We start from the raw sequence: 22,078 nt of genomic DNA on the forward strand, positions 1-22,078 counted from the left end.
GTCAGGGCCTCGCCGCTATCGGTGTTGCCGGCGCCGCGCTCGATCGGTAGGCGGCTTCGACCAGCGCCATGGTGTTCCAGCCGTCCTCGACGGAACTGACAAGCTCGGCGTCCTCGCCCGACGCGTAGCGCTGGACATTGGCCATGCGGCCGGCAAAGGCGTCCGGAAACCATGCGCCGACGAGTGGAACCGCAATCCAGTCCGTGCCGCCTTTGGGGTAGATTTCGAGAATGTCCGGCTCGCCGCGCGGATAGTCGAGGTTGACGCCCAGTTTGAGGTAAGCGGCGCCTTCGGTGCCGCAGATGCGGAATTCGCAGGCCTGGTGTTTTCGACCGAATTTGTGATCGTGGTTGATCGACAGTGCACAGCGCACCGTGTCGCCATAGTCGAGAATCGCGCTGGTGCGCGTTTGCGCAACCTTGTGGCCGGGATGGCCGAGCGTCTTGGCGTGAACCCCCTTGGGGTCGCCGAGCAATTGTCGGATCAGGTCGAGATAATGGATCGAATGCATGGCGATCTCGACGCGCGGCGCCTGCAACAGGAATTCCCAGAGCTGCCAGGGTGTCGCCAGCGCCAGCCATGCATCGAAATCGACCACTTCGCCCAGCCAGCCCTTGGTGATCGCATCCTTGAGTGCCAGCATCATCGGCGCGAAGCGAAGCTGGAAATTCACCGCCGCCTTCAGGTCTTTGGAGCGGCAGATTTCTAGGATCTCGGTCGCCTCGGCGAGATTGCTGCCCATCGGCTTCTGGATCAAGGCCACGGCATTGTCGGGCAACGCCCTGAGCACGCCGGCGTGGTGAGCCGGGGGCGTCGCCAGATCGAAGACGGCGTCCTTGATTGACGCAGCTTCCTCGACCGACCGGTAAGCGGTGACGCCCCATCTCTGCGCCAGTTTTTCCGCCTTGGCCAGGTCGGGGTCGAACAGCCCGGCAACCGGGAAGCCGGCTTTCCCATAGGCCGGGAAATGCGCATCGCCGACGATCGAGCCGGCGCCGAAAATCACGATCGGCCTGGGCTTTGACGGCTGTGCCCAGGCCTGGGAAAGCGAGGCAGGATCGAAAATGTCATCAGTCATAATGGAAGACTTCGTCCATCGACGCCCACCACTCGCCGTCCTTGCGGGTCGGCAGCGGCTCCTGGCATGGCATGCAGAGCGCCCACCATTCCTGCGTCGTGGGATCGGCGGCCATCTTCGCCATGTCGGCGGCATAGTCGGTGCCGTGGTACTCGAAGGTGCTGAACAAAAGGTGCTCCGGCTCCCTCAGATAAATCGAATAATTCTTGATGTTGCAGGCGGAAATCATCTTGAGGACGTCCGGCCACACGGCAGCGTGAAGCCGCACATACTCGGCGACTTTCTCCGGCTTGAGGCCGAGCACCATTCCCATTCGCTGCATGTCCGCCTCCTATTTTTCTATCGTCGTGGTGAATTCCGCGATGCTCTTCGCCTTGATCGCATCCCAGTCCCAGTCGATACCAATGCCGGGTTCGTCCGGCGCCAATGCGTGCCCGTCCTCGATGCGCATCTTCTTCCCAGTCAGCTCGTCGAGCTGCGGAATATACTCGACATATCTGCCGTTCTGAACGGCGCACGTCAGGCTGACATGCAGTTCCATCAGGAAATGCGGGCAGACCGGGATGTCGAACGCCTCGGCTGCATGCGCCACCTTCAGCCACGGCGTGATGCCGCCGATGCGACCGACATCGACCTGCACGATCGAGCATGCGCCCTTCTGCATATATTCGCGGAAATGCCGGATCGAGTAGAGCGACTCGCCGACGGCGATCGGCGTCGACGTCGCATTCGACAGGCGGATATGGCCGTCTATGTCGTCGGCCGGCAACGGTTCCTCTATCCAGGCGAGATCGAGTTCACGCAAGCGCTCGGCCCGGCGGACTGCCTCGTCGACCGAGAAGCCCTGGTTGCAGTCGGTCATGATTTCGTAGGAGTCTCCAACCGCCCGGCGCACCGCCGTCAGCCGGACAAGATCCTCGGAGCCGTGCGGCTTGCCGATCTTGACCTTCGAGCCGCGAAACCCCTTGCCCTTGGCGGCCAGCGCATCCACGACCAGCGCCTCGGTTTCGATATGCAGCCAGCCGCCTTCGGTCGTGTAGAGCGGGCAGCGGTCCTTGGCGCCGCCGGCCAGCTTCCACAGCGGCAGCCTCTGTTTCTTGGCCCGCAGGTCCCAAAGCGCAGTGTCGATGGCCGCCAGCGCGATTGCCGTGATCGCGCCGATCGTCGTGGCATGGGTGGCGAACTCCAGCTCGTGCCAGATCGCCTCGATCATGTCGGCGTCGCGGCCGATCAGCCGCGGCGCAAGGTGGTCGGCCAGCAGCCGCATCACCGAGGAGCCGCCGGTGCCGATCGTGTAGCTGTAGCCGGTGCCGACCGCGCCGTCGGCGTCGGTGATGGTGACGATCGGTGTTTCCTGGCTGACAAAACTCTGGATGGCATCGGTGCGCTTGACCTTCGGCACCAGGTCGACCATCCGCAGTTCGATTTTCTCGATCTTTGCCATGGTTTTAACCTCGCAATGTCTTGCCCGTTTCAGCAGAAAACAGATGGGCCTGCGACAGGTCCAGGCTCATCTTGACCCGGTCGCCGGCTTTCAGCGGCTTTGGATTGAGCATCCGCGATACCCAGTCGCTGCCGTTGAATTCGGCGAACACCAGCGTCTCGTTGCCGAGCGGCTCGGTGACGGTCACCGGCAACTCCAGCTGGTGGACGTCGACGTCTTCGCCGGAGCTGATGCCATGCCCGGTCGGATAAATGTCGTCGGGCCTGAGGCCGAACACGACTTTGTCGCCGGCCTCGATATTGGCCTTGAACTGGCTGGGCAAAGGCAGCCTCTCGCCGCTGGCGAACAGCAACTGTCCGTCGTCGACAACCGCCTCATGCAGATTCATCGGCGGCGAGCCGATGAAGCCCGCGACGAAGCGTGTCTGGGGCCGGCGGAAGACCTCGTCGGGTGTGCCGACCTGCTCGATGAAACCGTCACGCATGATGACGATACGGTCCGCCAATGTCATCGCTTCGACCTGGTCATGGGTGACGTAGATCACCGTCGACTTGACCTTGGCATGCAGTTTCTTGATCTCGGTGCGCATCTGCGTCCGAAGCTTGGCGTCGAGATTGGAAAGCGGCTCGTCGAACAGGAAGACGTCGGGATCGCGCACGATGGCGCGGCCCATGGCGACGCGCTGGCGCTGTCCGCCGGACAGCTGCGACGGCCGGCGGTCGAGCAATTGGTCGAGGCCGAGAATGCCGGACGCTTCGGCGACGCGACGGTCCATTTCTTCTTTCGCGGCGCCCGCTATCTTGAGCGAGAAGCCGAGGTTTTCGCGCACCGTCATATGCGGATAGAGCGCGTATGACTGGAACACCATCGAGATGTTGCGCGAGCGCGGCGGCAGGTCGTTGACCATGCGGCCGCCGATCTCGATGATCCCGTCGCTGATCGCCTCGAGGCCGGCGATCATGCGCAGGGTTGTCGACTTGCCGCAGCCGGACGGCCCGACCAGCGCGATGAACTCGCGGTCGGCGACCTCGAGATCGATGCCGTGCACCACCGCCACCGGGCCGTAGCTTTTGGTGAGGTTCTTGAGCGATACAGTTGCCATGTCAGCCTTTCACCGCGCCGGAAGTGAGGCCGCCGACGAGGTGTTTCTGGACGATGAAGGTAAGCGTGAGCGCCGGTATGACCATGACCACGGCGAGCGCGCACATGCCGCGCCAGTCGATGGTGAATTCGGCTGTATAGTCGAGCAGGCCGACCGGCAGGGTCTTGGAGTTGATCGAGCGCGTCAGCTGCGAGGCGAGCGCGAACTCGTTCCATGAAGTGAGGAAGGCAAAGATGCCGGCCGAGGCGATGCCGGGCCCGGCGAGTGGAAACTCGACCTGCCAGAAGGCCTGCCAGCGCGTGCAGCCGTCGATCTGCGCGGCTTCGGCGAGATCTTTCGGCACCTGGCGGAAAAAGCCGTCGATCAGCCAGACGGTGAACGGCACGTTAAGCGCGACATAGACCAGGATCAGCCCGAAATGCGTGTCGATGATGCCGAGCCGCGCAAAGACGAAGAACAGCGGCAGCGACAGTGCGATGCCGGGCACCGTGCGCGTCAGCATCAGGCCGAGGAACATCGCCGATTTGGCGCGAAAGCGGTAGCGCGCAAAGGCGTAGCCGCCGGCCATGCCGATGACGATGGCGATCACCGTCGAGGTCACCGAGATGATCAGCGAATTGCGGAAGTAGTCGAGCACCGGAATGCCGCCCTGGCCGACGCCGCTGAACATGGCGATGTAGGCGTCGAGCGAGAGTTGCTGCGGGATCCACACCGGCGGCTTGGCCATGATTTCGACGGTCGGCCGCAGCGACGACAGCACGATCCAGATGCCGGGCAGGCAGATGACCAGCATGGCCAGGAACAGTCCGATGCCGTGAACGATTCCGAGCGCTTTGTTGCCGACGCGATGCAGGCTGTTCTGGTCCATCCTCACCACTCCGCCGCGATCTGCGTGCGCGCCGCGGCGAGCTTGCGGTAGAAATAGACGGTGAACAGGATCGACAGCAGGATCGAGAAATAGGCCATGGCATTGGCCATTCCCATCCTGGCGTCGCTGTAGGCGGTGCGGGCGACCAGCGTCCAGACCAGTTCGGTGCGGCCGGCGGGACCGCCGTCGGTCATGATCTTTACAATGTCATAGGCGCGCGCGACGTCGAGTGAGCGGATGGTCATGGCGATAAAGGCAAACGGCATGATGAACGGCCAGGTGACATAGCGGAATGTCTGCCACGGCGTGCAGCCGTCGACGCGGGCCGCCTCGACCGGTTCGCGCGGCATCGCCAGCAGCCCGGCCAGGATCAGGATCGCGAACACCGAGGTCGACGACCAGATCTCGGCGATCAGGATGGCGATGAAGGCGAGATTGCCGTCGATCAGCCACGGGATGGCGCGGTCGGTCAGGCCGAGCCCCTGCAGGGCATTGTTCACCAGGCCGATATTGTCGTTGAACATGAATTTGAACTGGAAGCCGACGAGGATCGGCGAAAACATCATCGGAAACATCATGATGGTGCGCAGGATCCGTTGGCCGCGCGATGCCTTCTCCACCAGCAGCGCCAGCCCGAGCCCGATCAGCATTTCCAGGTTGAGCGCCACGGTCAGCAGCACCACGGTGCGGGCAAAGGCGACCCAGAAAGCGCGGCTGGTCAGGATGGCGACGTAGTTGCGCGCGCCGATGAAGACCCAGAACGTCTCCGGCCTGGTCAGCCGGAACGGCGTGAAGCTGGAATAGAGCGAAAGCAGCAGCGGCACCACCACCACCGCCGCCAGAACGATCACCGCCGGCAGCAGGAGCAGCAATGGCGGCGAAGGTCTCCAGCCTTTCATGGCGATCCGGTTCTGGTTGGTGCCCGGACACCGAAGGCCGCCATCGGCGAGCTGGGATCAAGACAAAGCGTGTTGCGCATGGTTCGCAAAAAGTTCGGGGACGCCGCTCTTCGATGAGCGCGGCGCCCCCTTGGGAGAATGGTCAAAGCTTGCCGGCGTCCTCGAGGATTTGCGTGGCCTTGGCGGCAGCGTCGTCCAGCGCCTGCTTGGAGGTCTTGTCGCCAAGGATGGCGGCCTGCAATTCGGGATAGACGGCGTTGGAGATTTCGATCCATTCAGGTGTCTGCGGCACGGCAAAAGCGTGCTTTGCCTCTTCCTGGAAAGCCGCCAACACTTCCTTCTTGTAAGGATCATTGGCCGCCTGCTGGATGTCCCAGTCCCACACCGCCGTGCGGGTCGGCAGTGGGCCGCTTGCCGCCTCGAGCTTCTGGCTGTCCTCATTGGTCAGGAACCAGACCAGCGATGCCGCGGCTTCCTTGCTGGCGCAGTTTTCGGTGACCGAAAATCCGTGGTGCCCCGACCAGCCGGTGCGAATGCCGGCCGATCCCTTCGGCGCCACCTTCACGCCGACATTGCCGGCGACCTTCGACGACTTCGGATCGTTGAAGAAGCCTGCCCAGCCCGGCCAGTCGAGGTTGATTGCGACGGTGCCCGAGGCAAAGCCTTGGCCGAGATCGTCCCACAGATAGTTGGTGGTGCCGGCCGGCACCGCCTTGGCCTTGTAGAGATTGGCGAACCAGTCGAGCGCGTGCACGCCGGCTTCCGAGTTGAAGGCCGGCTTGCCATCCTTGTCGAGGTATTCGCCGCCGTCGGCGATGAGCATCTCGTAAAAGCGGCCGTTGATCGCCTCTTCCTTGCCGGCGAACTGGGTACCATAGAAATCGGGCGGGCTGGCGAAGAATTCCGCCTGCTGGGCGACCTCGTCCCAGGTGTCGGGCGGTGTCAGATCCTTGCCGTATTTGGCCTTGTAGGCGGCCTTCTTGGCTTCGTCCTGGTAGAGGCTCTTCTGGTAATAGAGCGCCGAGACGTCGAACTGCGCGCGCGGCAGCATGACCAGCTTGCCCTCGAGCGTGGAGGCCTTGATCGTCGACGGCACGAAGGCGTCGATCTCCTCCTTCGGCAGCAGCTTGTTGAGATCGGTGTAGATATCAGGATATTGCGGCGCGAAGGACGAGTGGTTCGACCCGACGCACCAGTTGATGCTGCCGGAGGCGATGTCCGACTTGATCTCCTTGTCGAGCTCGAAGTGGTTTTTCTTCGAGATCACGTTGACCTTGGCGCCGGTCAGTTTTTCCCATTCGCCGATGCGCGCGTACAGCCCTTCATATTGCTGGCCGCCGATCAGCTTGGCGTCGATGGTGACGCCGTCGAATTTACCGGGCAGGTCGGCAGCAAGGGCAGCACTCGCACCAAGTGCGAGCAGCGTTACGCCGGCCGACAGGCCGCAAAACAGTTTCGTCATTGGTATCCTCCCAAGAGTCTGCGTCGATCGCGTAGTGAGGTCGATCGGCAGGTTCATTCATATACAAACAAAATATTTATAAGATCGTCAAGCCGAAAGTTCTTCCGGAAGCAACCGTTATGCGTATATGAAATATGAAATTCACTGGAGAAGCCCAATGGCAGAGGACGAGGAAGACGAGCGCTATCGAGCCCCGGCGTTGGACAAGGGGCTCGACATTCTCGAGCTGCTGGCCGGCGTCGACGGCGGCCTGACGCAGGCGGAAATCGCCAAGAAACTCGACCGCAGCCCGAACGAGTTCTATCGCATGCTGGATCGGCTGGTGCGGCGCGGCTATGTCACGCGGCCGGATGGCGACCGTTACTCGCTGACGCTCAAGCTGTTTGGCCTGGCGCAGCTGCACGCGCCGGTGCGCCGGCTGGCTTCCTACGCGACGCCGCTGATGCGCGAACTGGCCGAAACCACACAGCAGGCAAATCAGCTGGTCGTCTTCGACCGCGGTTCCGCGGTGGTGATCGCACAGCAGGAGGCGCCGGATTACTGGGGCATCTCCATCCGCGTCGGCTCGCATATCAGCCTGTTCGACACCGGGTCCGGCCATGTATTGCTGGCGTTCCGCCCGCCGGAAGAGCGGCAGATGATGATCTCAGAACATCTGCGCAGTACCGACAAGCCGCCGCAGTCGCCGGAATTCTTCGCCCGCCTCGACCAGATCAGGGAACGCGGCTACGAGATGATGGCGTCGATGCAGACGGCCGGCGTGTTCAATCTGTCGACGCCCGTTCTCGGCTCGGATGGCAAGGCCATCGCCGCACTGTCGATCCCCTACATAACCCTGGTCAACGCACCCAAGGCGCCCGACATCACCAGGACGATAGAGCTGCTGCTGGCAGCGACCGAAAAGCTGTCGCAACTGGCGGGATCGACCGTCAAGCAATCGCGATGAATTCTTATTTGAATGAAGAATTTCTCCGTGAGATGATCTCGAAGTCGCCAGGGAGGAGCGCCGCCATGATCTTCGACACCCATCTGCACCTGATCGACCAGTCCGCGCTGCGCTATCCCTGGCTGGCCGGCGTGCCGGCGCTCAACCGCGATTTCTCCTACGTCGAATATGCAGTCCAGGCCCGCCGTGCCGGCATCGAGGGCGCATTGCATATGGAGGTCGATGTCGATCCAGCCGATATCGAGGCTGAAACCAGCCGTGTCAAAGCGCTGTCGCAGCAGAAGAACAGCTTGCTACGCGGGGCAATCGCCTCCTGCCGTCCGGAAGAGCCCGGCTTTGCCGCCTATCTCGAGCGCCAGCGCGCCGATCCTTTCGTCAAAGGCTTTCGCCGCGTGCTGCACGTCATGCCGGACGAGCTTTCGGAGGGCGCGCTGTTTCGTGAAAACATCAAGCGGCTTGCCGGCAGCGGCCTGACCTTCGACCTTGTCGTTCTGCCGCACCAGATCCCCAAGGCGACGGCACTCGCCGACCTCGCGCCGGATGTGCAGTTCGTGCTCGACCATTGCGGCGTGCCCGACATCAAGGGCGGTGCCGAGCACCCCTGGCGCGAGCACATGGCGGAGATCGCGCGGCGCCCGAACGTCGTCGGCAAAATTTCCGGTGTGGTCGCCTATGCGGATGCCGGATCCTGGACTGTCGAAACGCTGCTTCCCTATGTCGAGCACACCATCGAATGCTTCGGCTGGGATCGCGTTGTCTGGGGCAGCGACTGGCCGGTCTGCACGCTCGGCGGCGGGCTTGCCACCTGGGTGGCGGCGACGCACGCGCTGCTTGCCGGCACCAGCGCCGATGAAAGGCAACAACTGCTGTCCGGCAACGCCAAGCGGCTGTGGAGTTTGTAGAGCATTTTGCAGCCAAGTGATGGAATCACTTGGCGTCGCACAAATGCGGCTAAAACGAATAGGTGGCCTCAGATCGTCGCCGACACGTGCCGCTCGCGACCGTAGAGCGAAACCAGGAGCACGATGACCAGGCCAAGTGCCGCCTGCACGGTCGAGGGCCGGAAGCCGAGGCCGATCAGCAGTGTGTTGATCTCCGTCAGCACCAGCACGCCGGCAATGGTGCCGAAATAGCTGCCGCGGCCGCCGACAAGGGCGGCGCCGCCGACCACCACTGCCGCGATCGTCTGGAACAGATAGGGCTGGCCGACATCGCCATAGGCAGAGCCGGTGAAGCCGAGCAGCAGCACGCCGGCCGCGGCGGCGAAGAAGGCGCTCGCGGCATAGGTCACGGTCCACATGCGGACCGGATCGATCAGCGCCAGCGGCGCAGCACCTGGATTGCTGCCTAGGGCGTAGAGACGGCGGCCGTATGGCGTGCGCGCCAGCACCAGCGCCACCAGCAAGGTCAGCACCGCGACGCATGGCACCAGCCCCGGCACCGGCAGCGGTCCGACCGAACCGCCGATCGAAACGAAGGCGGAAACCGCGGCAGGCGCCGATCCGGATGGAAAGCCACCGGTCCACAACAGGACGGCACCTTGCACGATCATGCCAGTGCCGAGCGTGACGATCAGCGGGTGGATATCGAGCCCACGTGAGATCAGGCCGTTCAGCGCCCCGATCAGTATGGCGAGCGCGACGACGACTGCGCAGACAAGGGCAAAATTCCAGCCGACGCCGTAGAGCTGTGCGGCAACGACATTGGCAAAGCCGATGATGAAGGGGATCGACAGATCGATACCGCCCAGGATTACGACGAGGGTCTGGCCGATCGATGCCACCGCCAGCAGCGAGGCGATCACCAGCAGCGCCCGGATGGCGAACGGCTGGGAGTAGCCCGGGATGAGCAAGGTGCCAAGGAGATGCAAGGCGACAGCGACGGCAAAGGCACCGGCGACACGCGCATTGGTGGATTGGAACCAGGTCTGGCGCATGCTTCTCAGCCTTTCCCTCCCGAGAGCCGCTCCTGCAGCGCCGTCATGATGACGGCCACAACCAGGATCGCGCCATAGGCGATCTGCAGCACATAGGTGGAGACGTTGAAGGCGGTCAGCACGCTCTGCAGCAGGAAGATGTCGACAGCGCCGATGGCGGCGCCGGCGAGCCCGCCGCGCCCGCCGGCAAGGCTGACGCCGCCGAGCGCCACCGCGGCAATCGCGATCAGCGTGTAGGTTGGCCCGATATTAGGGTCGGCCGAACCGATCAGCGCGGTCAGCATCAGGCCGGCACAGGCGGCAAGTATGCCGGTCATGACATAGGCGATGAAACGCACTTTCGTCACCGGAATGCCGGCCGTGTAGGCGGCGCGGTCGTCGCTGCCCACCGCCATCAGCTGGTCGTAATAAGGCGTCTGTCGCACCAGCCACCAGAACAGCAAGATCAGCGCCAGCGGCAGCGCCGACCAGGGTCCGGCCATTGCCTTCAGCCAGCCCGGCGCCGGCCCGACCGGCGCCGGCAGGACGGTCAGCGTCATGCCGGTGAGGATCAGATAGGTGCCGAGCGTCGCAACGATCGGCTGGATGCGGACGATGGTCGCCAGAAAGCCGTTGGCGGCGCCGACGATCGCGCCGATCAACAGCGCCGCCGGCACGATGAACATCGGCGAAGACATGCCAAGCCTGAGAAACAGCAGCTGGATCACCATCGCATTGACGAAGCCCATCAATGGCCCGACGGAAATGTCGATGCCACCGCGCCCGGCGAGGATCACTGGAGCCGAGGCGAGCGCTGCGCCGATCAGCGGCGCGGCGAGCCCGATCAGCGCGCCCCAGGCGGCAGGATGGAAGCGCGCCGGATTGAGCAGCAGATTGACCGCGATCAGGATCACTAACAGCACTGCCGCAAAGCCGGCGCCGCGCCATCGCGCCGCCATGCGCCGCAACCCGCTCATGCCGCGCGCCCGAACATGGCGGCGATCACCGTATCGCTTTTCATCTCGTCTCCGGTGATTTCAGCCGCCACCTGCTGTTCGCGGAACACCAGCACGCGATGGCAAAGCAGCAGGATCTCCTCGATCTCGCTCGATAGGATGACCAGCGCCATGCCGTCCGCCGCAAGCCTGCGGAACACGTCATAAAGGACGTGGCGCGTTGCCACGTCGACGCCGCGGGTAGGGTCGTTGAGGAGCAGGATCGCCGGTTCCAGCGCCAATGCGCGGGCCAGCAGCACCTTCTGCTGATTGCCGCCGGAAAGCGTGGTGATCGGGGCGTCCGGCCGTGGCGCGATGATCGACAGTCTGTCCCGGTAGCTCTCATAGCGCTGCCGCCGCGCGGCGAAGCTGAGCAGGCCGAAACGCATATCGCGCGACAGCGTCGAGACGGCAAAATTGTCGAGCACCGATTGGGTCGGAAAAATGCCGGTGGTGCGCCGGTCGCGCGGCAAATAGGCGATGCCGCCGGCGACCGCCTTGCGGAAATTGGTGATCGCGCGCGCTCCGGTTGGCGCCTCGACGGTCACCTCGCCGCCGGCCGGGCGTTCCAGGCCGGCCAGCACTTTCAGGAACCGCTCCTGTCCGTGGCCGTCGAGGCCGGCAAGGCCGACGATCTCGCCCGGCGCAATGGTTTGCGTCATGGGGCTTGCGCCCGGCGCGATCACCAGGCCACGCACCGAAAGGCTGGCGCGATCAGCCATGCGCCAGCTCCGCCGCCGTGCGTGGCGCCATCGCTCTGAGAAGTTCGGATGCGGTGGACGTGCCGCGTTCCTCAGTCGTCACCACGCTGCCGCCGCGCAGCACGGAAATCCGGTCCGAAAGCGACATCACCTCGTCCATGCGATGGGTGATGAACAGGATCAGGCAGCCTTCGGAGGCAAGCTTGCGCATCATGGCAAAGACCGCCTCGCGATCGGCAAAGTCGAGCGCCGCTGTAACCTCGTCAAGGATGAGAATGCGCGGGTTGCGCACCACGGCGCGGGCGAGCACTACCAATTGCTGAACCGCAAGCGGCAATTGCCCCGCCAACTGGTCGAGCGGGATCTCGGTCACCGCGAAGCGCTTCAGCACCGCTTGTGCGCGCTGCCGCCGCTCGGCGCGCGGCACGGTGCGCGTCAGCAAGCCGTCGAGGCCGAGCAGGATGTTGTCGGTCACCGAACGGTCAGGCGCGATCAGCACTTCCTGGAACACGGTGGCCAACCCGGCGGTCTGGAACGCCGCCGGCGAGAGGCCGGTAAAGGGCGCTCCGTCGAGCAGGATCGCGCCGCTGTCCGGCTGGACGATCCCCGACAGCAGCTTGACCAGGGTGCTCTTGCCCGAACCGTTCTCGCCCAGGATGGTGTGGATCGTGCCGGCGCGGAATGCGATGGAGGCATTGGCCAGCGCAATCGTTTCGCCGTAGCGTTTCGAGATGGCCTGGACTTCCAGCATGAGCAATCCTGATCGAGAAAGCCGGCACCGCTGGTGCGGAGCCGGCCCTCATAAATGCTACTTGGCGCAGGCGTCCGGCACCTTCGAATAATCCCAGCCCTTGGTCGGTGCCGGATTGGCGAAGTAGGCATCGAGCCATTCCTCCGGCATCGGATCCTTCGGCGGGACCGGGAAGATCGAGACGGCGTCCGGCGTCATGCAGTCCTTGTACCAGGCGCCGAGGTCGGCATTGTGCACCGGCGGAATCGGGATCAGCAGCGTGTTGAGCTTCGGCTTCCGCCCATCCAGCATGCGCGCCCCGACACGAAACAGCGTCTCGGCCGTCCAGTGCGGCAGAACCGCATGGCCTTCGAACCGGTATTTGTCGGGATTGGCCTTCCAGTAGCCGAGCGCATCGCCGGTGATCGAGCCGGTGATCAGCGGGGCAGGGCGGCCGGCCTCGGCAAAGGCCTCGGCGACGACGCGGCTTTCGCTGCCCGTCGTCCACACTGCATCGATCGGCGCCGGATTGGTGGCGATTGCCTGCAGCACCGCTGTCTTGGTGACGTTGGCCGTCCAGTTGCCGTTGACGCTGCGCGAGACCTTGAGCTTTGAATTTTCGGCCAGCGCCTTGTCGCCGCCCTGGCGCTCCTGCACGACGATCGGGTGACCGGCAATGCCTTCGACCAGAAGCACGCTGCCGCCGTCCGGCATTGCTTTGCCGATCGCGGTCATCATGTCGTAGCCCCAGCGCGCATAGTTGGAATCGACATTGATCGAATTCGGGCTGGTCACCGACCCAGCTGCCGTGATGAAGGGGATGCCGGCTTTGGCTGCGGCATCGATGGCATCGTCCAGCGCCGTCGCCGAGCCGGGGATCGAGGTGATGATCGAGCATTTCTTGTCGATGAAGGCGCGGATCTGGTTGATCTGCTGACTGGCGTCGTTGTTGGAATCCGACACCTCGAAGCTCGCCACGGTGCCGTCGGCGATCAGGCCGTCGACCAGCCGCTTCAACTCCTTGGTCACGGTGACGCGCCACGGATTGCCCTGGTAGGACTCGGAGTGGCACCATTTCCACGGCTTTGACGGCGGCGTGAAATTATCCCAGGCCGACGGCAGCACCTTTTGCGGCGCGCCGTCATATTGTGCCTTCAGTTCGGTCGGCAATCCAGCAATCACGCCCGAAACGTCTTGAGCGCAGGCTATGGTCGTGACCGATGCAAGTGCGGTTGCGGCCATAAGGCCGCGGATCAGGCTGTTCATGTTCTCCTCCGTTCGGTTGTTTCAGGCTCCTCCGCCGGCAACGCCGGACACCTGCGTCGAAAGGCTCTCCCGAAACAGGCGATTGAGATCGGCAACGACGTGAGCGGCATTGTGCCTTTCGCTCAGGCCGAGATTGATGCGATCGGACGCCGCCTGCTGGAACGCCATATAGCCGTCGTGCCGCGGCCTCACCCAGGCACCTTCGAGCGTAGCCCGCGTGTCCTTGTAGAAATTGCCGGCGGCGGCGTTGACGGCGGCATCCGCCCAAGCTGCCGCATGGCCGGGCTGGCCGCCGGCCGAGGCGTAAGGGCCGCGCTGCACGTCACCGCTAGCGATCCAGTAGGCGAAGTCGATTGCTTCCTGTCCGGCCTTCGAGAAGGCCGACACGGCGATGCCGGTCCCGCCGAGCGCCGAGCCTTTGGGGCCGGCATTGCCAGCGGCCGGGATATCCGCGAAAGCCAGGCGGTTGGGTCGAAACCCGGCGATGGCATAGGAGACATAGCCATAGATCAGCGGCGCGCAGGCGATCCGCGAGCCGGATCCGGCCATTTGCTCCAGAACGGCGATCGGATCCATGCCAAGACAGGCCGGGTCGACGAGGGCTGCGATCTCGCGCATCATCTCGAAGACCTGCTTGCCCGCTGCCGGATCCACGTGGTCGCCAGGGCCTTCACCGGCGGGCCGGCCGAGATTGCCGGCAAGCGTGTAGAACACCATCAGCGAATGCGGCGGCCTCAGCGGCAACAGCACGTGGCCTTGCCGCGCCAGATCGAGGGCATCGGCCCAGCTCGCCGGCGCAGCCGAAAGCATGTCGGGCCGCCATGCCTGCACCTGGCTGGCCGCGTCGATCGGAAACGCCCACTGCCGGCCTTGCCAGTTGTAGCTCGGAAAGGATCGGCCGACACTGCCCGCCGCAAGTGCCGCGCGTTCGGCTTCCCGGCCGGCGACATCGAGCGGCGCCAGGCAATTCTCGGCGGTGATCTGGCCGACATGCGGATGGTCGACGACGATCAGGTCGTAGGCACGGGCCAGTTCCTCGACCGGGAAGGATTCGAAATCCTGCAGCGAGCGCTTGTCCCATTCAACGGCGATGCCTGTTTGTTGCTTCCACAGTCTCGAACAGGCGACCATCGGGTCATAGCCGCGCGGATGGCTCCAGGTCATGCCTTTGAGCGTGACGTCGCTCACAGCCCGAACTCCGCGCGGATTTTTGCGCTGTGCTCGCCGATGCGCGGCGCGGCCCGCTCGACCTTCGCGCGGATGCCGTCTACCCTGAGCGGCGAGCGCGTGGTGAGGATCGAAACGTCATCCTCGCGCGTCACCGTCTGCAGCATGTCGAGGACCTGGAAGCCTTCGCTGGCCATCATTTCCGGCCAGGTCAAAACCTTGGCGCACCAGATGTCGGCAGGCTCGAGAACGGCAAGCCATTCGTCGACCGTCTTCGTTGCGATCTTTTGCGCGATGATCGCCTTGATCTCGTCGCGGGCGGTGAACCAGGTCGACGGCTGGTCGCGATAGGGCGCAAGCTCCTCGAGCCCGAGGAGATCGGCGAGTTTCGAGATCGGCGTCATGGCGATCGCCAGATAGCCGTCCTTGGCCGGATAGACGCCGTAGGGCGCCGAGAGATAGGCGTGCGCGCTGCGGAAGCTCGACCGCCGCGGCAGCCGGCGCCCGTCATTGAGATGCGTGGTCAGCACCTCGAACTGGAAGTCGACCAGCGCTTCGAGCAGGCTGGTCTCGACATGGCTGCCCTTGCCGGTCACGCCGCGCCGCACCAGTGCGGCGAGGATGCCTTGCGCGGCGGCGGAACCCGCCAGCATGTCGGCGATCGCCAGGCCGAAGGGCACCGGCCCCTGGTCCTCGTCGCCGTTCAGCCACATCACGCCGGAGCGGGCCTGCGCCAGCAGATCCTGCCCCGGCCGCTTGACCCACGGGCCTTCCTCGCCATAGCCGCTGATCGAGGCATAGACCAGGCGCGGATTGATCTTGCGCACCGCCTCGTAATCGAAGCCCAGGCGTTCGATGACGCCGGGCCTGAAATTCTGGATCAGCACGTCGGCCCTGGCCAGCAGGCCGCGCAGCGCCGCAAGGTCGGCCTCGTCCTTCAAGTCGATGGCAAAGCTTTCCTTGGCGCGGTTGATGGCATGGAAAATGGTGGAATCGCCGCCGATCTCGGTGTCGCTGAGATAGAGCCGGCGCGACAGGTCGCCGCCGTCAGGCCGTTCGATCTTGATGACCCGAGCGCCGAGGTCGAGCAGCCGCAGCGAGCAGTAAGGCCCGGACAAGAACTGGCTCATATCGACAACGACGAGCCCGGTCAGCGGCAGTTCGGCAATGGCAGCCATTGCCTATTTCTCCGTCTTGCCGGCGAAATCGGCCGGATTGCGGTACTTCACCGTCTGCAGGTGCTCGCAATAAAGCACGAGCTCGCCTTCACCCTTGAAGACTTCATAGCTGGCGCGGATCAGCCCCATTTCCTTGTATTTTGGCTTCTTGTCGAGGTTGGAGCGGATTGAATAGATCGTGTCGCCTATGAACACCGGCTTGATGAAGCGCAATTTGTCGTAGCCATACGAAAAGGCGTTGACGCAATTGGTGGCGACGAGACCGAGCCCGGCCGAGAACACGAAGGCCCCTGCCACCAGCCGCTTGCCGAAAATGCCTTGCGTCTCGGCGAACATCTGGTCCTGCACGTATGGATGGATGTCGAGCACCAGCGTGTTGAACAGATGGCTGTCGCCCTCGGCAATGGTCCGGCGCAGCGAGCGGATCTTCTGGCCGACCGGCCAGTCTTCGTAGAACCAGTTCTCCGCGTTCCAGACGGGAAGGTCGGCGTGATCCCTAGGCATGTTGGCGGGGTGTGTCGATGCCACGCCCACGGTTGGCGCGAAACCGCTCATGACGACTTCCTCTGGGAGCGGGAATCGTCCATCAGGGCGCGCCGCAGACCAGCGAAATGCATGATCGATCCTCCCGTCAATCTTCTTTTGTGAATAGTATTTTCACATATGGGGTTGTGTTGCAAGCGTGAACAGGCGAAATTTTGCCTGCTCCGTTGGGGCCAATGCCGGCGGAACAAGGGAGGAAGTGATGCAGAATGCCTGTCTGATTTTCGTCGGCAGCCTCAATCGCGACGCCCCGTATTTTCAGGGCGCGCGCGGCATCGGGCTGGGTGTCTACAGTTTCGACGAAGGGACGCTGCAGACGAAGAAACTGGCCGAGACGGGAGACATCGACAATCCCACCTTCCTGTCGGTGACGCCGGACGGCTCCCACATCTATGCCAACTCAGAAGTGTTCACCTGGCGCGAAGGGGTGGTCTCGGCCTACCGTTTCGACAGGCAGACCGCCACGCTGTCCTACATCAACAAGCAGCCGACGCTGGGCAGCATCACGGCGCACAACACCATCACGCGCGACCGGACCAAGCTGCTGGTCGCCAATTACGGCATGGGCGAGGGCGGCCCCGATCGCTCGGTCGTGGTCTATGGGTTGGGTGAGAATGGCGGCCTGACAGCGCCGTTGTCGAGCGTTGTCCATAGCGGGACCGGACCAGATCCTGCCCGCCAGGAGCGGCCGCATGCCCATAGCGTAACCGAGACGGTTGCCGGCGGCATGGCGATCGTCGCTGACCTCGGCATCGACCGGCTGGTGTCCTATCGCATCGGCTCAGACGGCAACCTGACGAAGCTCGCCGAGTCGGCGCTTGCGCCAGGCGCAGGTCCGCGCCATCTCGCACTGCATCCGGGCGGTCGCTTCGTGTTCGTCATGAACGAGCTGGATTCGACGGTTGTCTCGCTGGCGCTGGACGAAGCATCAGGCAAGCTTACGGTGATCGACAGCAAGCCGGCCGTGCCGCCAGAGGCGCGCGACGGCAATCACTGCGCCGACATCCAGATCTCGCCTGACGGCCGCTTCCTCTATGGCTCCAACCGCGGTCATGACAGCATCGTCGTGTTTTCGGTCGACCAGCAAACCGGCAGGATTGCCCTTGTCGACTATACGCCTTGCGGCGGTGCCACGCCGCGCAATCTGGCACTGACGCCCCCGGGCGGCCATCTGTTCTCGGCCAACCAGAATGCCGACCGCATCTCGATTTTCGCCCGTGATGCCGCAACCGGCCGGCTGACCGACACCGGCCGATCCATCGATATTGGCACGCCGATGTGCGTGAGGATCGTGCGTTGAGCGCTGGCGGGTGAAAATTCCGCCAGTACCATGGCCATAAGAACGTGTCGTTTCAATACGAGTGTCGGGACGCCCGTCGCGCGAGATAGGGAGCCACCAGCGCGCGTATGTCTGCGGCCGCTACGTCACCGGCAGCACGCAATGCGCGCTCGTAGCGCCCATATTCGTCAACTGCGCCTTCGAAATCATTGCGGCACAGTTGCTCCTTTATCAGCGCTTTGCAGATCGGTCCGGCATCCGGATAGAAGTCCAATACCGCTAGATATATCGCCCGTGCTTTGTCGGCTTGGTCGGTCCCCGCCAGCCGCTGGCCGAGCCGCAGCCCAAGATCGATCAGTTCGCGACGCACGCGCTCGAAAGCCGGGAGCGACCAGGAAGCGGTTCGCTCGTGCAACAACAACGGGCCCGGGAATGCATGGAAGAGCGCCTCCGCGTCTGGCCGCAATCCCTCCGCATTGACCTTTGCGACAGTCTTGAGCCGTGCTTCCCAGTCGGCGAGGTCGACCCAGACCTTGTCCGATGCAAGGCGAAGCTTGCCTTCGCGCTGGACGATGAGGTCGGTCCGTCCCAACAGCTTGCGCAGCCGATGAAGCGCCTGGTCGCACGCCGCCCGCGCCTGGTCGCCGTCGAGGTTGGGCCACAGCCAGTCCTGAATGGTCTCCAGCGAGCAGGTATTTTCCTTTGAGATCCCCAGCACTCGCAGGATGTCGAGGGCCTTCGTCGGCGGCTTCGCGCCGAGCGCGAGAGGGTTTGCATCGAGTTCGAGCCGAAAGCCTCCGAGGACGTGGACCCTGAGCGGCCAGGGCCAGGCGGCGGGCCGCCGGGGCGGCGGCTCGAGCCGGCGTTCGCGGATCAACGACCGGCAGAACTCGGGCTCGATGCCGCGCTCAAGCGCATCGCCAAGCAGTTCGGCGAGCAACTCCGGAACGTTGAGCAGCACCATTGGCCAGCTGATGTCGCGCAGCGCTTCCAGGAAGGCCTGCAGCCGGTCGCCATAGTGCGGATCGTCGCTCCACAGGTTCTCCAATGCGGCCGCTGCCAGAATGCATATCTCGGTTCGCTTGTGGGCGCCGCCGTCCAACCGCGGCAGCAGATCGCTGAGAAGCACGGCGGCTTCGCGCGGCTTCCTGTCCGCCAGCAGCACCTGGAACTGCGTGATGTAGTGCGGCCAGCGCTCGATCATCGGCTCGTTGGCCGCCTCGATGGCAGTCATGAAGCGCTCGCAATCCTGGTAAGCGGCCGTGAAATCGCCTTGCCTGGCATGGAGCGCGGCGTGGCAATCGGCGACGACGGCGACCTGCGTGGTGAAACGGCTGTCGGCGATCTCGGCCAAACGCTCGACCACTTGGTGGAACTCGGCAAAATCGTTGCGGACCTTCATCTGCATTTGCAAATGATAGAGCCCCCCGAACTCCACGCCCCTCAGCGATTCGCGCTCGCCAATCGCGATCGCCGCCCGCAACGCCGCTTCGGCCGACGGATAGGGAAAATCCCTTCTCTTATAGGGAAAATAACGTCCACTTTCCGCACCAAAGGCGACCAGCCACATGCCGAGAATCCAAGGCAGCACGCTCTTGTCACTCAAATCGTCAACGACGCTGTCGACGGCCTTGGCGAACAGATCGGCGCGCATGGTCGATACCGAAAGATCGATCAGCGTTTCGCTGGCAAGCAGCCGCAATCCGCTCGGATCGTGCTCGGGATTCCGGGTCAACCGCTCCAGGAGTTCGGTTTCGAGTGCTTGTCCGGCGGGGCTGCTGCGATAGCAGTCGTCGCCGAAGTTCAGCGCCCGCATCATGCCAATGCGTACCAGCATCGCTTCCTCGGAAGGTAGTTCTGGAAGCCCGCGTTCGATCAGCTCGAACGCCCGTCGCGTCCACATGGACAGACCTTCGTACGTGCGCCAGCTGGCAGTCTTGACCAACACCGCCCGCGACACAGTGAGGCACAGGCCGCGCAGATCGTCGGCCTCGCCAAAGGCTTGCCACGCCTTGGACAGCCAACGCTCCGCCGCAGCGTCGTCGGGCATGTGGGCCACGCCCAGCCAATAGAAATGCCAGCCATTCATGATGGTTTCCGGCAATCGGCCGCACCACTCGATGAAGGTCGCGCGGCTCCCTTGCGCCAGCAAGTCCTCTGCGCGGCTCAGCAGCAGGTCGCTCGCTTGGTCCCAGTCGTCGGCCTGTAAGGCGAGGCGTATGGCTTCGTCATGACGGCCCGCCCCCGCAAGGACCTTCGCCGCCTTTCGCCGGAGCGATTGCTGCTCTTCCCTGGCAATTTGCTGTGCGAAACGACGCTCGAGGAAGTCGCGCAAGAGGTCATGAAGGTGAAAGATATCGCGGTTGTTTTCCGAGCGCGTGACCAGAAACTGTCGCCTGTAAAGCCTGTCGAGCAGCTTTCCTGCTTCGCCCGACCCGATCATCTCGTCAGCCAACCCGGCGCTGATTTCGGGCAGCAGATTGAGTTTCAGCAGCATGTCCTGGTCGACGGAGGGAAGGGAAAGGAAGAAATGACGACCGAGAACGTCGGGCAGCACGTTCTGCCCGCCGGGGACCGTCTCCGTTGTGCCGTCCAGTCCGGCTTTGGTGCCTTGGTCCGCGAGCAGGACGAGCCCGACCGCCCAACCGCGCGCCGCCTCGACATCGACCCGAGCGGCGTCCCTCGAACGCAGGTGGACGAGATCGCGCGCTTCCGCGGTCGAGAATTCGAGCGCGTGGCGGTCGATGACAGCCATTTTGCCCTTGAGAATGAGGTCGCCCAATTCCTCCTGGGGCAGCGTGCGTGAGACACAGATGCAGCGGACAGTGTCAGGAAGTTCACGGAACATCTCGGAAAGCACCGCCCGAAATTCTGCGGTATCGGCGTCGTGCAAATCATCGAGCACCAGAATTGTGCCAGGCTTTAGCCGAGCGAAATAGGCTCTGGAAAAGCGCCTGGCGAACTCCTTCGGCTGCTCGGCATACTCGGCGCCGAAGACCGGCATGTCTCCAGCCGAGACTGAGTCCAGCGACTGCGCCAGATATTGAAAGAACCGCGCTATATCCTGGTCGCCCTCATCGACACGGTACCATATGTGCGGCGCCTCGACGCTTTCGAGATAATCGATGACCGCGGTCGTCTTGCCGTAGCCGGCCGGCGCCGCCACCCAGCATACGCTCGACCGCGACACCCGATCGATCGCTTCGAGAACGCGGTTCCGCCTCAGTATCCTGGCGCTGCGCGGCGCCGCCAGCTTGGCGATCCGGCCTGTGCCCGAGAGCGGTTGCGTCGCATCGGCTTCAAAGGCGTCTAAGGCGGCCATGGGGGCTCCCGCTCGACCAATCATCGAGCGACGGTCGTGCTGCCATGACCGTCCCGCCGATCCGATTGACGTTAGCCTGGCGCAGTCATGCGACAATTCGTGGGGGCTTCGTAGATGAAGCGGCACTGGCTGATCCCGGGACGGCGGATCTCGATGGTTGCGCAACCTGAAACTGGGCAATGGACGGCGGGCGAACCTCGCACTCGGTCTTCGACCGTCGGCTCCAAATCCGGTAGAAGACCTGATCATGGCTATTCCCTCCGATTGGCAAGCTCATGGGCTGCCTGGCAGTCCTTTCCAAACGCACGAGCTCATCCTGTGCGCAGTGGCATCCGCGCACATCGGTACGGTCACCTAGTTTCCCGGCGATTGATCTCCCAGTTTTCGCAAGCGTGCCTAGTTTTCAAGGCTTGTTGGGCGCCCGGGTCTTCGGTGCCTTACGCAACCGGAAATCGGGAAGCGGACGGGACCGGATTGTGCGAGGGGATGGGCGACCGGTGGATCCCGCACTCTGTTTTCGACAATCCGCTCCAGCGGCCCGCGCGCGGATTGTCCGCACTGCCGCACGCGACGGTGCAGGGCGCACAACCGATCGAGAAATAGCCTTTTTCGATGAGCGGATGCCGGGGGAGGCGATGATGGTCGAGATAGACCTCGATCTGCTGCCGGGTGAAGCGGGCGAGCGGCTCGATCTTCAGGCGTCCGTCAGTTTCTTCCAGCGTCGCAACATCCGTGCGAACTCCGCCATGATAGCGCTTGCGGCCGGAAATCCAGGCCTTGAAACCGCTCAGGGCCTTCTCGAGCGGCAGCACCTTGCGGATGTGGCAGCACCGGTCCGGATCGCTGCGGTGCAGCGATCCAGAGCCGTCGAGCACCCGCAGGACATTTGCCCGGGGCGTGACGATGCGCACGTCGGTGAGGCCGAGCAAGGCCGTCAATTGCGCACGATAGGCGACCGTTTCCGCAAACAGCTTTCCGGTATCGAGCGTGACGATGGGGAGCGACCTGTCGATCGATGCGGCCATGTGCAGCAACACCGCAGATTCCGCGCCAAATGAGGAGACGAGCGCTACCTTTCCGCGGAACAAGTCGGTGACGAGTGGCGCCAGCAGCTCGGGTCCGTCGAGATGGTTCAGCTCCGCGATGATGCCTTCATGCATGGCGATTCGGTCCGGTTTTGGCG

General features: G+C 63.7%; 20 protein-coding genes. 3 read left to right on the top strand and 17 right to left on the bottom strand.

What is annotated here, in order from left to right; all coding sequences use genetic code 11:
- Nucleotide 1: 1 nt before the first annotated feature.
- The 7 genes from NKH90_RS09185 to NKH90_RS09215 form a co-directional block, all read right to left on the bottom strand.
- The gene (locus NKH90_RS09185) at nt 2-1,078 is read right to left on the bottom strand and encodes a Gfo/Idh/MocA family protein (protein ID WP_352819012.1); all 1,077 of its coding nucleotides are present in this window, start codon (nt 1,076-1,078) and stop codon (nt 2-4) included.
- Nucleotides 1,071-1,400, bottom strand: coding sequence for an L-rhamnose mutarotase (locus NKH90_RS09190; RefSeq protein WP_352502205.1), 330 nt, complete (start codon nt 1,398-1,400; stop codon nt 1,071-1,073). The genes NKH90_RS09185 and NKH90_RS09190 overlap by 8 nt, the downstream gene beginning before the upstream one ends.
- A 9-nt stretch (nt 1,401-1,409) precedes the next feature.
- Nucleotides 1,410-2,522 carry a mandelate racemase/muconate lactonizing enzyme family protein gene (locus tag NKH90_RS09195; RefSeq protein ID WP_352819015.1) on the bottom strand — a complete coding sequence of 371 codons (1,113 nt, stop codon included), beginning with the start codon at nt 2,520-2,522 and terminating at the stop codon, nt 1,410-1,412.
- Between the two features lie 4 nt (nt 2,523-2,526).
- Entirely contained in the window at nt 2,527-3,624 is a 1,098-nt protein-coding gene (locus NKH90_RS09200; RefSeq protein ID WP_352472909.1) for an ABC transporter ATP-binding protein, read from the bottom strand.
- Between the two features lies 1 nt (nt 3,625).
- The gene (locus NKH90_RS09205) at nt 3,626-4,492 is read right to left on the bottom strand and encodes a carbohydrate ABC transporter permease (protein ID WP_352451567.1); all 867 of its coding nucleotides are present in this window, start codon (nt 4,490-4,492) and stop codon (nt 3,626-3,628) included.
- A 2-nt stretch (nt 4,493-4,494) separates the two neighbouring features.
- Nucleotides 4,495-5,391, bottom strand: coding sequence for a carbohydrate ABC transporter permease (locus tag NKH90_RS09210; protein WP_352488513.1), 897 nt, complete (start codon nt 5,389-5,391; stop codon nt 4,495-4,497).
- A 142-nt stretch (nt 5,392-5,533) separates the two neighbouring features.
- Nucleotides 5,534-6,853 (bottom strand): ABC transporter substrate-binding protein, encoded by a 1,320-nt coding sequence (locus tag NKH90_RS09215; RefSeq protein WP_352819019.1) that lies wholly within the window; start codon nt 6,851-6,853, stop codon nt 5,534-5,536.
- A gap of 157 nt (nt 6,854-7,010) precedes the next feature.
- Between NKH90_RS09215 and NKH90_RS09220 the strand changes: the two genes are divergently transcribed.
- Both NKH90_RS09220 and NKH90_RS09225 read left to right on the top strand, forming a co-directional pair.
- The gene (locus NKH90_RS09220) at nt 7,011-7,799 is read left to right on the top strand and encodes an IclR family transcriptional regulator (protein ID WP_352488516.1); all 789 of its coding nucleotides are present in this window, start codon (nt 7,011-7,013) and stop codon (nt 7,797-7,799) included.
- 65 nt (nt 7,800-7,864) lie between these two features.
- The gene (locus NKH90_RS09225; RefSeq protein WP_352819024.1) at nt 7,865-8,701 is read left to right on the top strand and encodes an amidohydrolase family protein; all 837 of its coding nucleotides are present in this window, start codon (nt 7,865-7,867) and stop codon (nt 8,699-8,701) included.
- Between the two features lie 68 nt (nt 8,702-8,769).
- Here the strand turns inward: NKH90_RS09225 and NKH90_RS09230 are convergent, their stop codons facing one another.
- Genes NKH90_RS09230 through NKH90_RS09265 form a run of 8 tightly spaced genes read right to left on the bottom strand, consistent with a single transcriptional unit; the run spans nt 8,770 to nt 16,306 of the window.
- Nucleotides 8,770-9,735, bottom strand: coding sequence for an ABC transporter permease (locus NKH90_RS09230; RefSeq protein WP_352743909.1), 966 nt, complete (start codon nt 9,733-9,735; stop codon nt 8,770-8,772).
- Nucleotides 9,736-9,740: 5 nt separating this feature from the next.
- Nucleotides 9,741-10,691 (bottom strand): ABC transporter permease, encoded by a 951-nt coding sequence (locus NKH90_RS09235; RefSeq protein ID WP_352819027.1) that lies wholly within the window; start codon nt 10,689-10,691, stop codon nt 9,741-9,743.
- Complete coding sequence (locus NKH90_RS09240) at nt 10,688-11,431, bottom strand: ATP-binding cassette domain-containing protein (RefSeq protein WP_352750168.1); 744 nt, start codon at nt 11,429-11,431, stop codon at nt 10,688-10,690. The genes NKH90_RS09235 and NKH90_RS09240 overlap by 4 nt, the downstream gene beginning before the upstream one ends.
- Nucleotides 11,424-12,161: an ATP-binding cassette domain-containing protein gene (locus NKH90_RS09245; RefSeq protein ID WP_352786782.1), complete on the bottom strand. Its 738-nt coding sequence runs from the start codon at nt 12,159-12,161 to the stop codon at nt 11,424-11,426. Before NKH90_RS09245 ends, NKH90_RS09240 begins: the two co-directional genes overlap by 8 nt.
- Nucleotides 12,162-12,218: 57 nt before the next feature.
- On the bottom strand, nt 12,219-13,406 hold the full coding sequence (locus NKH90_RS09250) for an ABC transporter substrate-binding protein (RefSeq protein ID WP_352819031.1): 1,188 nt from the start codon (nt 13,404-13,406) through the stop codon (nt 12,219-12,221).
- Between the two features lie 21 nt (nt 13,407-13,427).
- Complete coding sequence (locus NKH90_RS09255; RefSeq protein WP_352819161.1) at nt 13,428-14,570, bottom strand: extracellular solute-binding protein; 1,143 nt, start codon at nt 14,568-14,570, stop codon at nt 13,428-13,430.
- Nucleotides 14,571-14,590: 20 nt separating this feature from the next.
- Nucleotides 14,591-15,751, bottom strand: coding sequence for a CaiB/BaiF CoA transferase family protein (locus NKH90_RS09260; protein ID WP_352819034.1), 1,161 nt, complete (start codon nt 15,749-15,751; stop codon nt 14,591-14,593).
- A gap of 3 nt (nt 15,752-15,754) precedes the next feature.
- Nucleotides 15,755-16,306, bottom strand: a complete 552-nt coding sequence (locus NKH90_RS09265) for a MaoC family dehydratase (protein ID WP_352768395.1) — start codon at nt 16,304-16,306, stop codon at nt 15,755-15,757.
- A 190-nt stretch (nt 16,307-16,496) separates the two neighbouring features.
- On the opposite strand from NKH90_RS09265, the gene NKH90_RS09270 reads away from it, so the two are divergent.
- A complete protein-coding gene (locus NKH90_RS09270; protein ID WP_352819039.1) occupies nt 16,497-17,594 on the top strand; it encodes a lactonase family protein in 1,098 nt (365 codons plus the stop codon).
- A gap of 52 nt (nt 17,595-17,646) precedes the next feature.
- Here the strand turns inward: NKH90_RS09270 and NKH90_RS09275 are convergent, their stop codons facing one another.
- Nucleotides 17,647-20,895 carry an AfsR/SARP family transcriptional regulator gene (locus NKH90_RS09275; protein ID WP_352819042.1) on the bottom strand — a complete coding sequence of 1,083 codons (3,249 nt, stop codon included), beginning with the start codon at nt 20,893-20,895 and terminating at the stop codon, nt 17,647-17,649.
- A gap of 437 nt (nt 20,896-21,332) precedes the next feature.
- Entirely contained in the window at nt 21,333-22,055 is a 723-nt protein-coding gene (locus NKH90_RS09280) for a phosphoadenylyl-sulfate reductase (RefSeq protein WP_352819044.1), read from the bottom strand.
- Nucleotides 22,056-22,078: the final 23 nt, after the last annotated feature.

The organism is Mesorhizobium sp. M0898 (genome assembly GCF_040319695.1).
In the GTDB taxonomy this organism is placed as follows: domain Bacteria; phylum Pseudomonadota; class Alphaproteobacteria; order Rhizobiales; family Rhizobiaceae; genus Mesorhizobium.

Bases quoted from the DNA above. Each gene is read 5' to 3' on its own strand.
- NKH90_RS09185 (WP_352819012.1), bottom strand. From the start codon at position 1,078: ATGACTGATGACATTTTCGATCCTGCCTCGCTTTCCCAGGCCTGGGCA.
- NKH90_RS09190 (WP_352502205.1), bottom strand. From the start codon at position 1,400: ATGCAGCGAATGGGAATGGTGCTCGGCCTCAAGCCGGAGAAAGTCGCC.
- NKH90_RS09195 (WP_352819015.1), bottom strand. From the start codon at position 2,522: ATGGCAAAGATCGAGAAAATCGAACTGCGGATGGTCGACCTGGTGCCG.
- NKH90_RS09200 (WP_352472909.1), bottom strand. From the start codon at position 3,624: ATGGCAACTGTATCGCTCAAGAACCTCACCAAAAGCTACGGCCCGGTG.
- NKH90_RS09205 (WP_352451567.1), bottom strand. From the start codon at position 4,492: ATGGACCAGAACAGCCTGCATCGCGTCGGCAACAAAGCGCTCGGAATC.
- NKH90_RS09210 (WP_352488513.1), bottom strand. From the start codon at position 5,391: ATGAAAGGCTGGAGACCTTCGCCGCCATTGCTGCTCCTGCTGCCGGCG.
- NKH90_RS09215 (WP_352819019.1), bottom strand. From the start codon at position 6,853: ATGACGAAACTGTTTTGCGGCCTGTCGGCCGGCGTAACGCTGCTCGCA.
- NKH90_RS09220 (WP_352488516.1), top strand. From the start codon at position 7,011: ATGGCAGAGGACGAGGAAGACGAGCGCTATCGAGCCCCGGCGTTGGAC.
- NKH90_RS09225 (WP_352819024.1), top strand. From the start codon at position 7,865: ATGATCTTCGACACCCATCTGCACCTGATCGACCAGTCCGCGCTGCGC.
- NKH90_RS09230 (WP_352743909.1), bottom strand. From the start codon at position 9,735: ATGCGCCAGACCTGGTTCCAATCCACCAATGCGCGTGTCGCCGGTGCC.
- NKH90_RS09235 (WP_352819027.1), bottom strand. From the start codon at position 10,691: ATGAGCGGGTTGCGGCGCATGGCGGCGCGATGGCGCGGCGCCGGCTTT.
- NKH90_RS09240 (WP_352750168.1), bottom strand. From the start codon at position 11,431: ATGGCTGATCGCGCCAGCCTTTCGGTGCGTGGCCTGGTGATCGCGCCG.
- NKH90_RS09245 (WP_352786782.1), bottom strand. From the start codon at position 12,161: ATGCTGGAAGTCCAGGCCATCTCGAAACGCTACGGCGAAACGATTGCG.
- NKH90_RS09250 (WP_352819031.1), bottom strand. From the start codon at position 13,406: ATGAACAGCCTGATCCGCGGCCTTATGGCCGCAACCGCACTTGCATCG.
- NKH90_RS09255 (WP_352819161.1), bottom strand. From the start codon at position 14,570: ATGACCTGGAGCCATCCGCGCGGCTATGACCCGATGGTCGCCTGTTCG.
- NKH90_RS09260 (WP_352819034.1), bottom strand. From the start codon at position 15,751: ATGGCTGCCATTGCCGAACTGCCGCTGACCGGGCTCGTCGTTGTCGAT.
- NKH90_RS09265 (WP_352768395.1), bottom strand. From the start codon at position 16,306: ATGAGCGGTTTCGCGCCAACCGTGGGCGTGGCATCGACACACCCCGCC.
- NKH90_RS09270 (WP_352819039.1), top strand. From the start codon at position 16,497: ATGCAGAATGCCTGTCTGATTTTCGTCGGCAGCCTCAATCGCGACGCC.
- NKH90_RS09275 (WP_352819042.1), bottom strand. From the start codon at position 20,895: ATGGCCGCCTTAGACGCCTTTGAAGCCGATGCGACGCAACCGCTCTCG.
- NKH90_RS09280 (WP_352819044.1), bottom strand. From the start codon at position 22,055: ATGCATGAAGGCATCATCGCGGAGCTGAACCATCTCGACGGACCCGAG.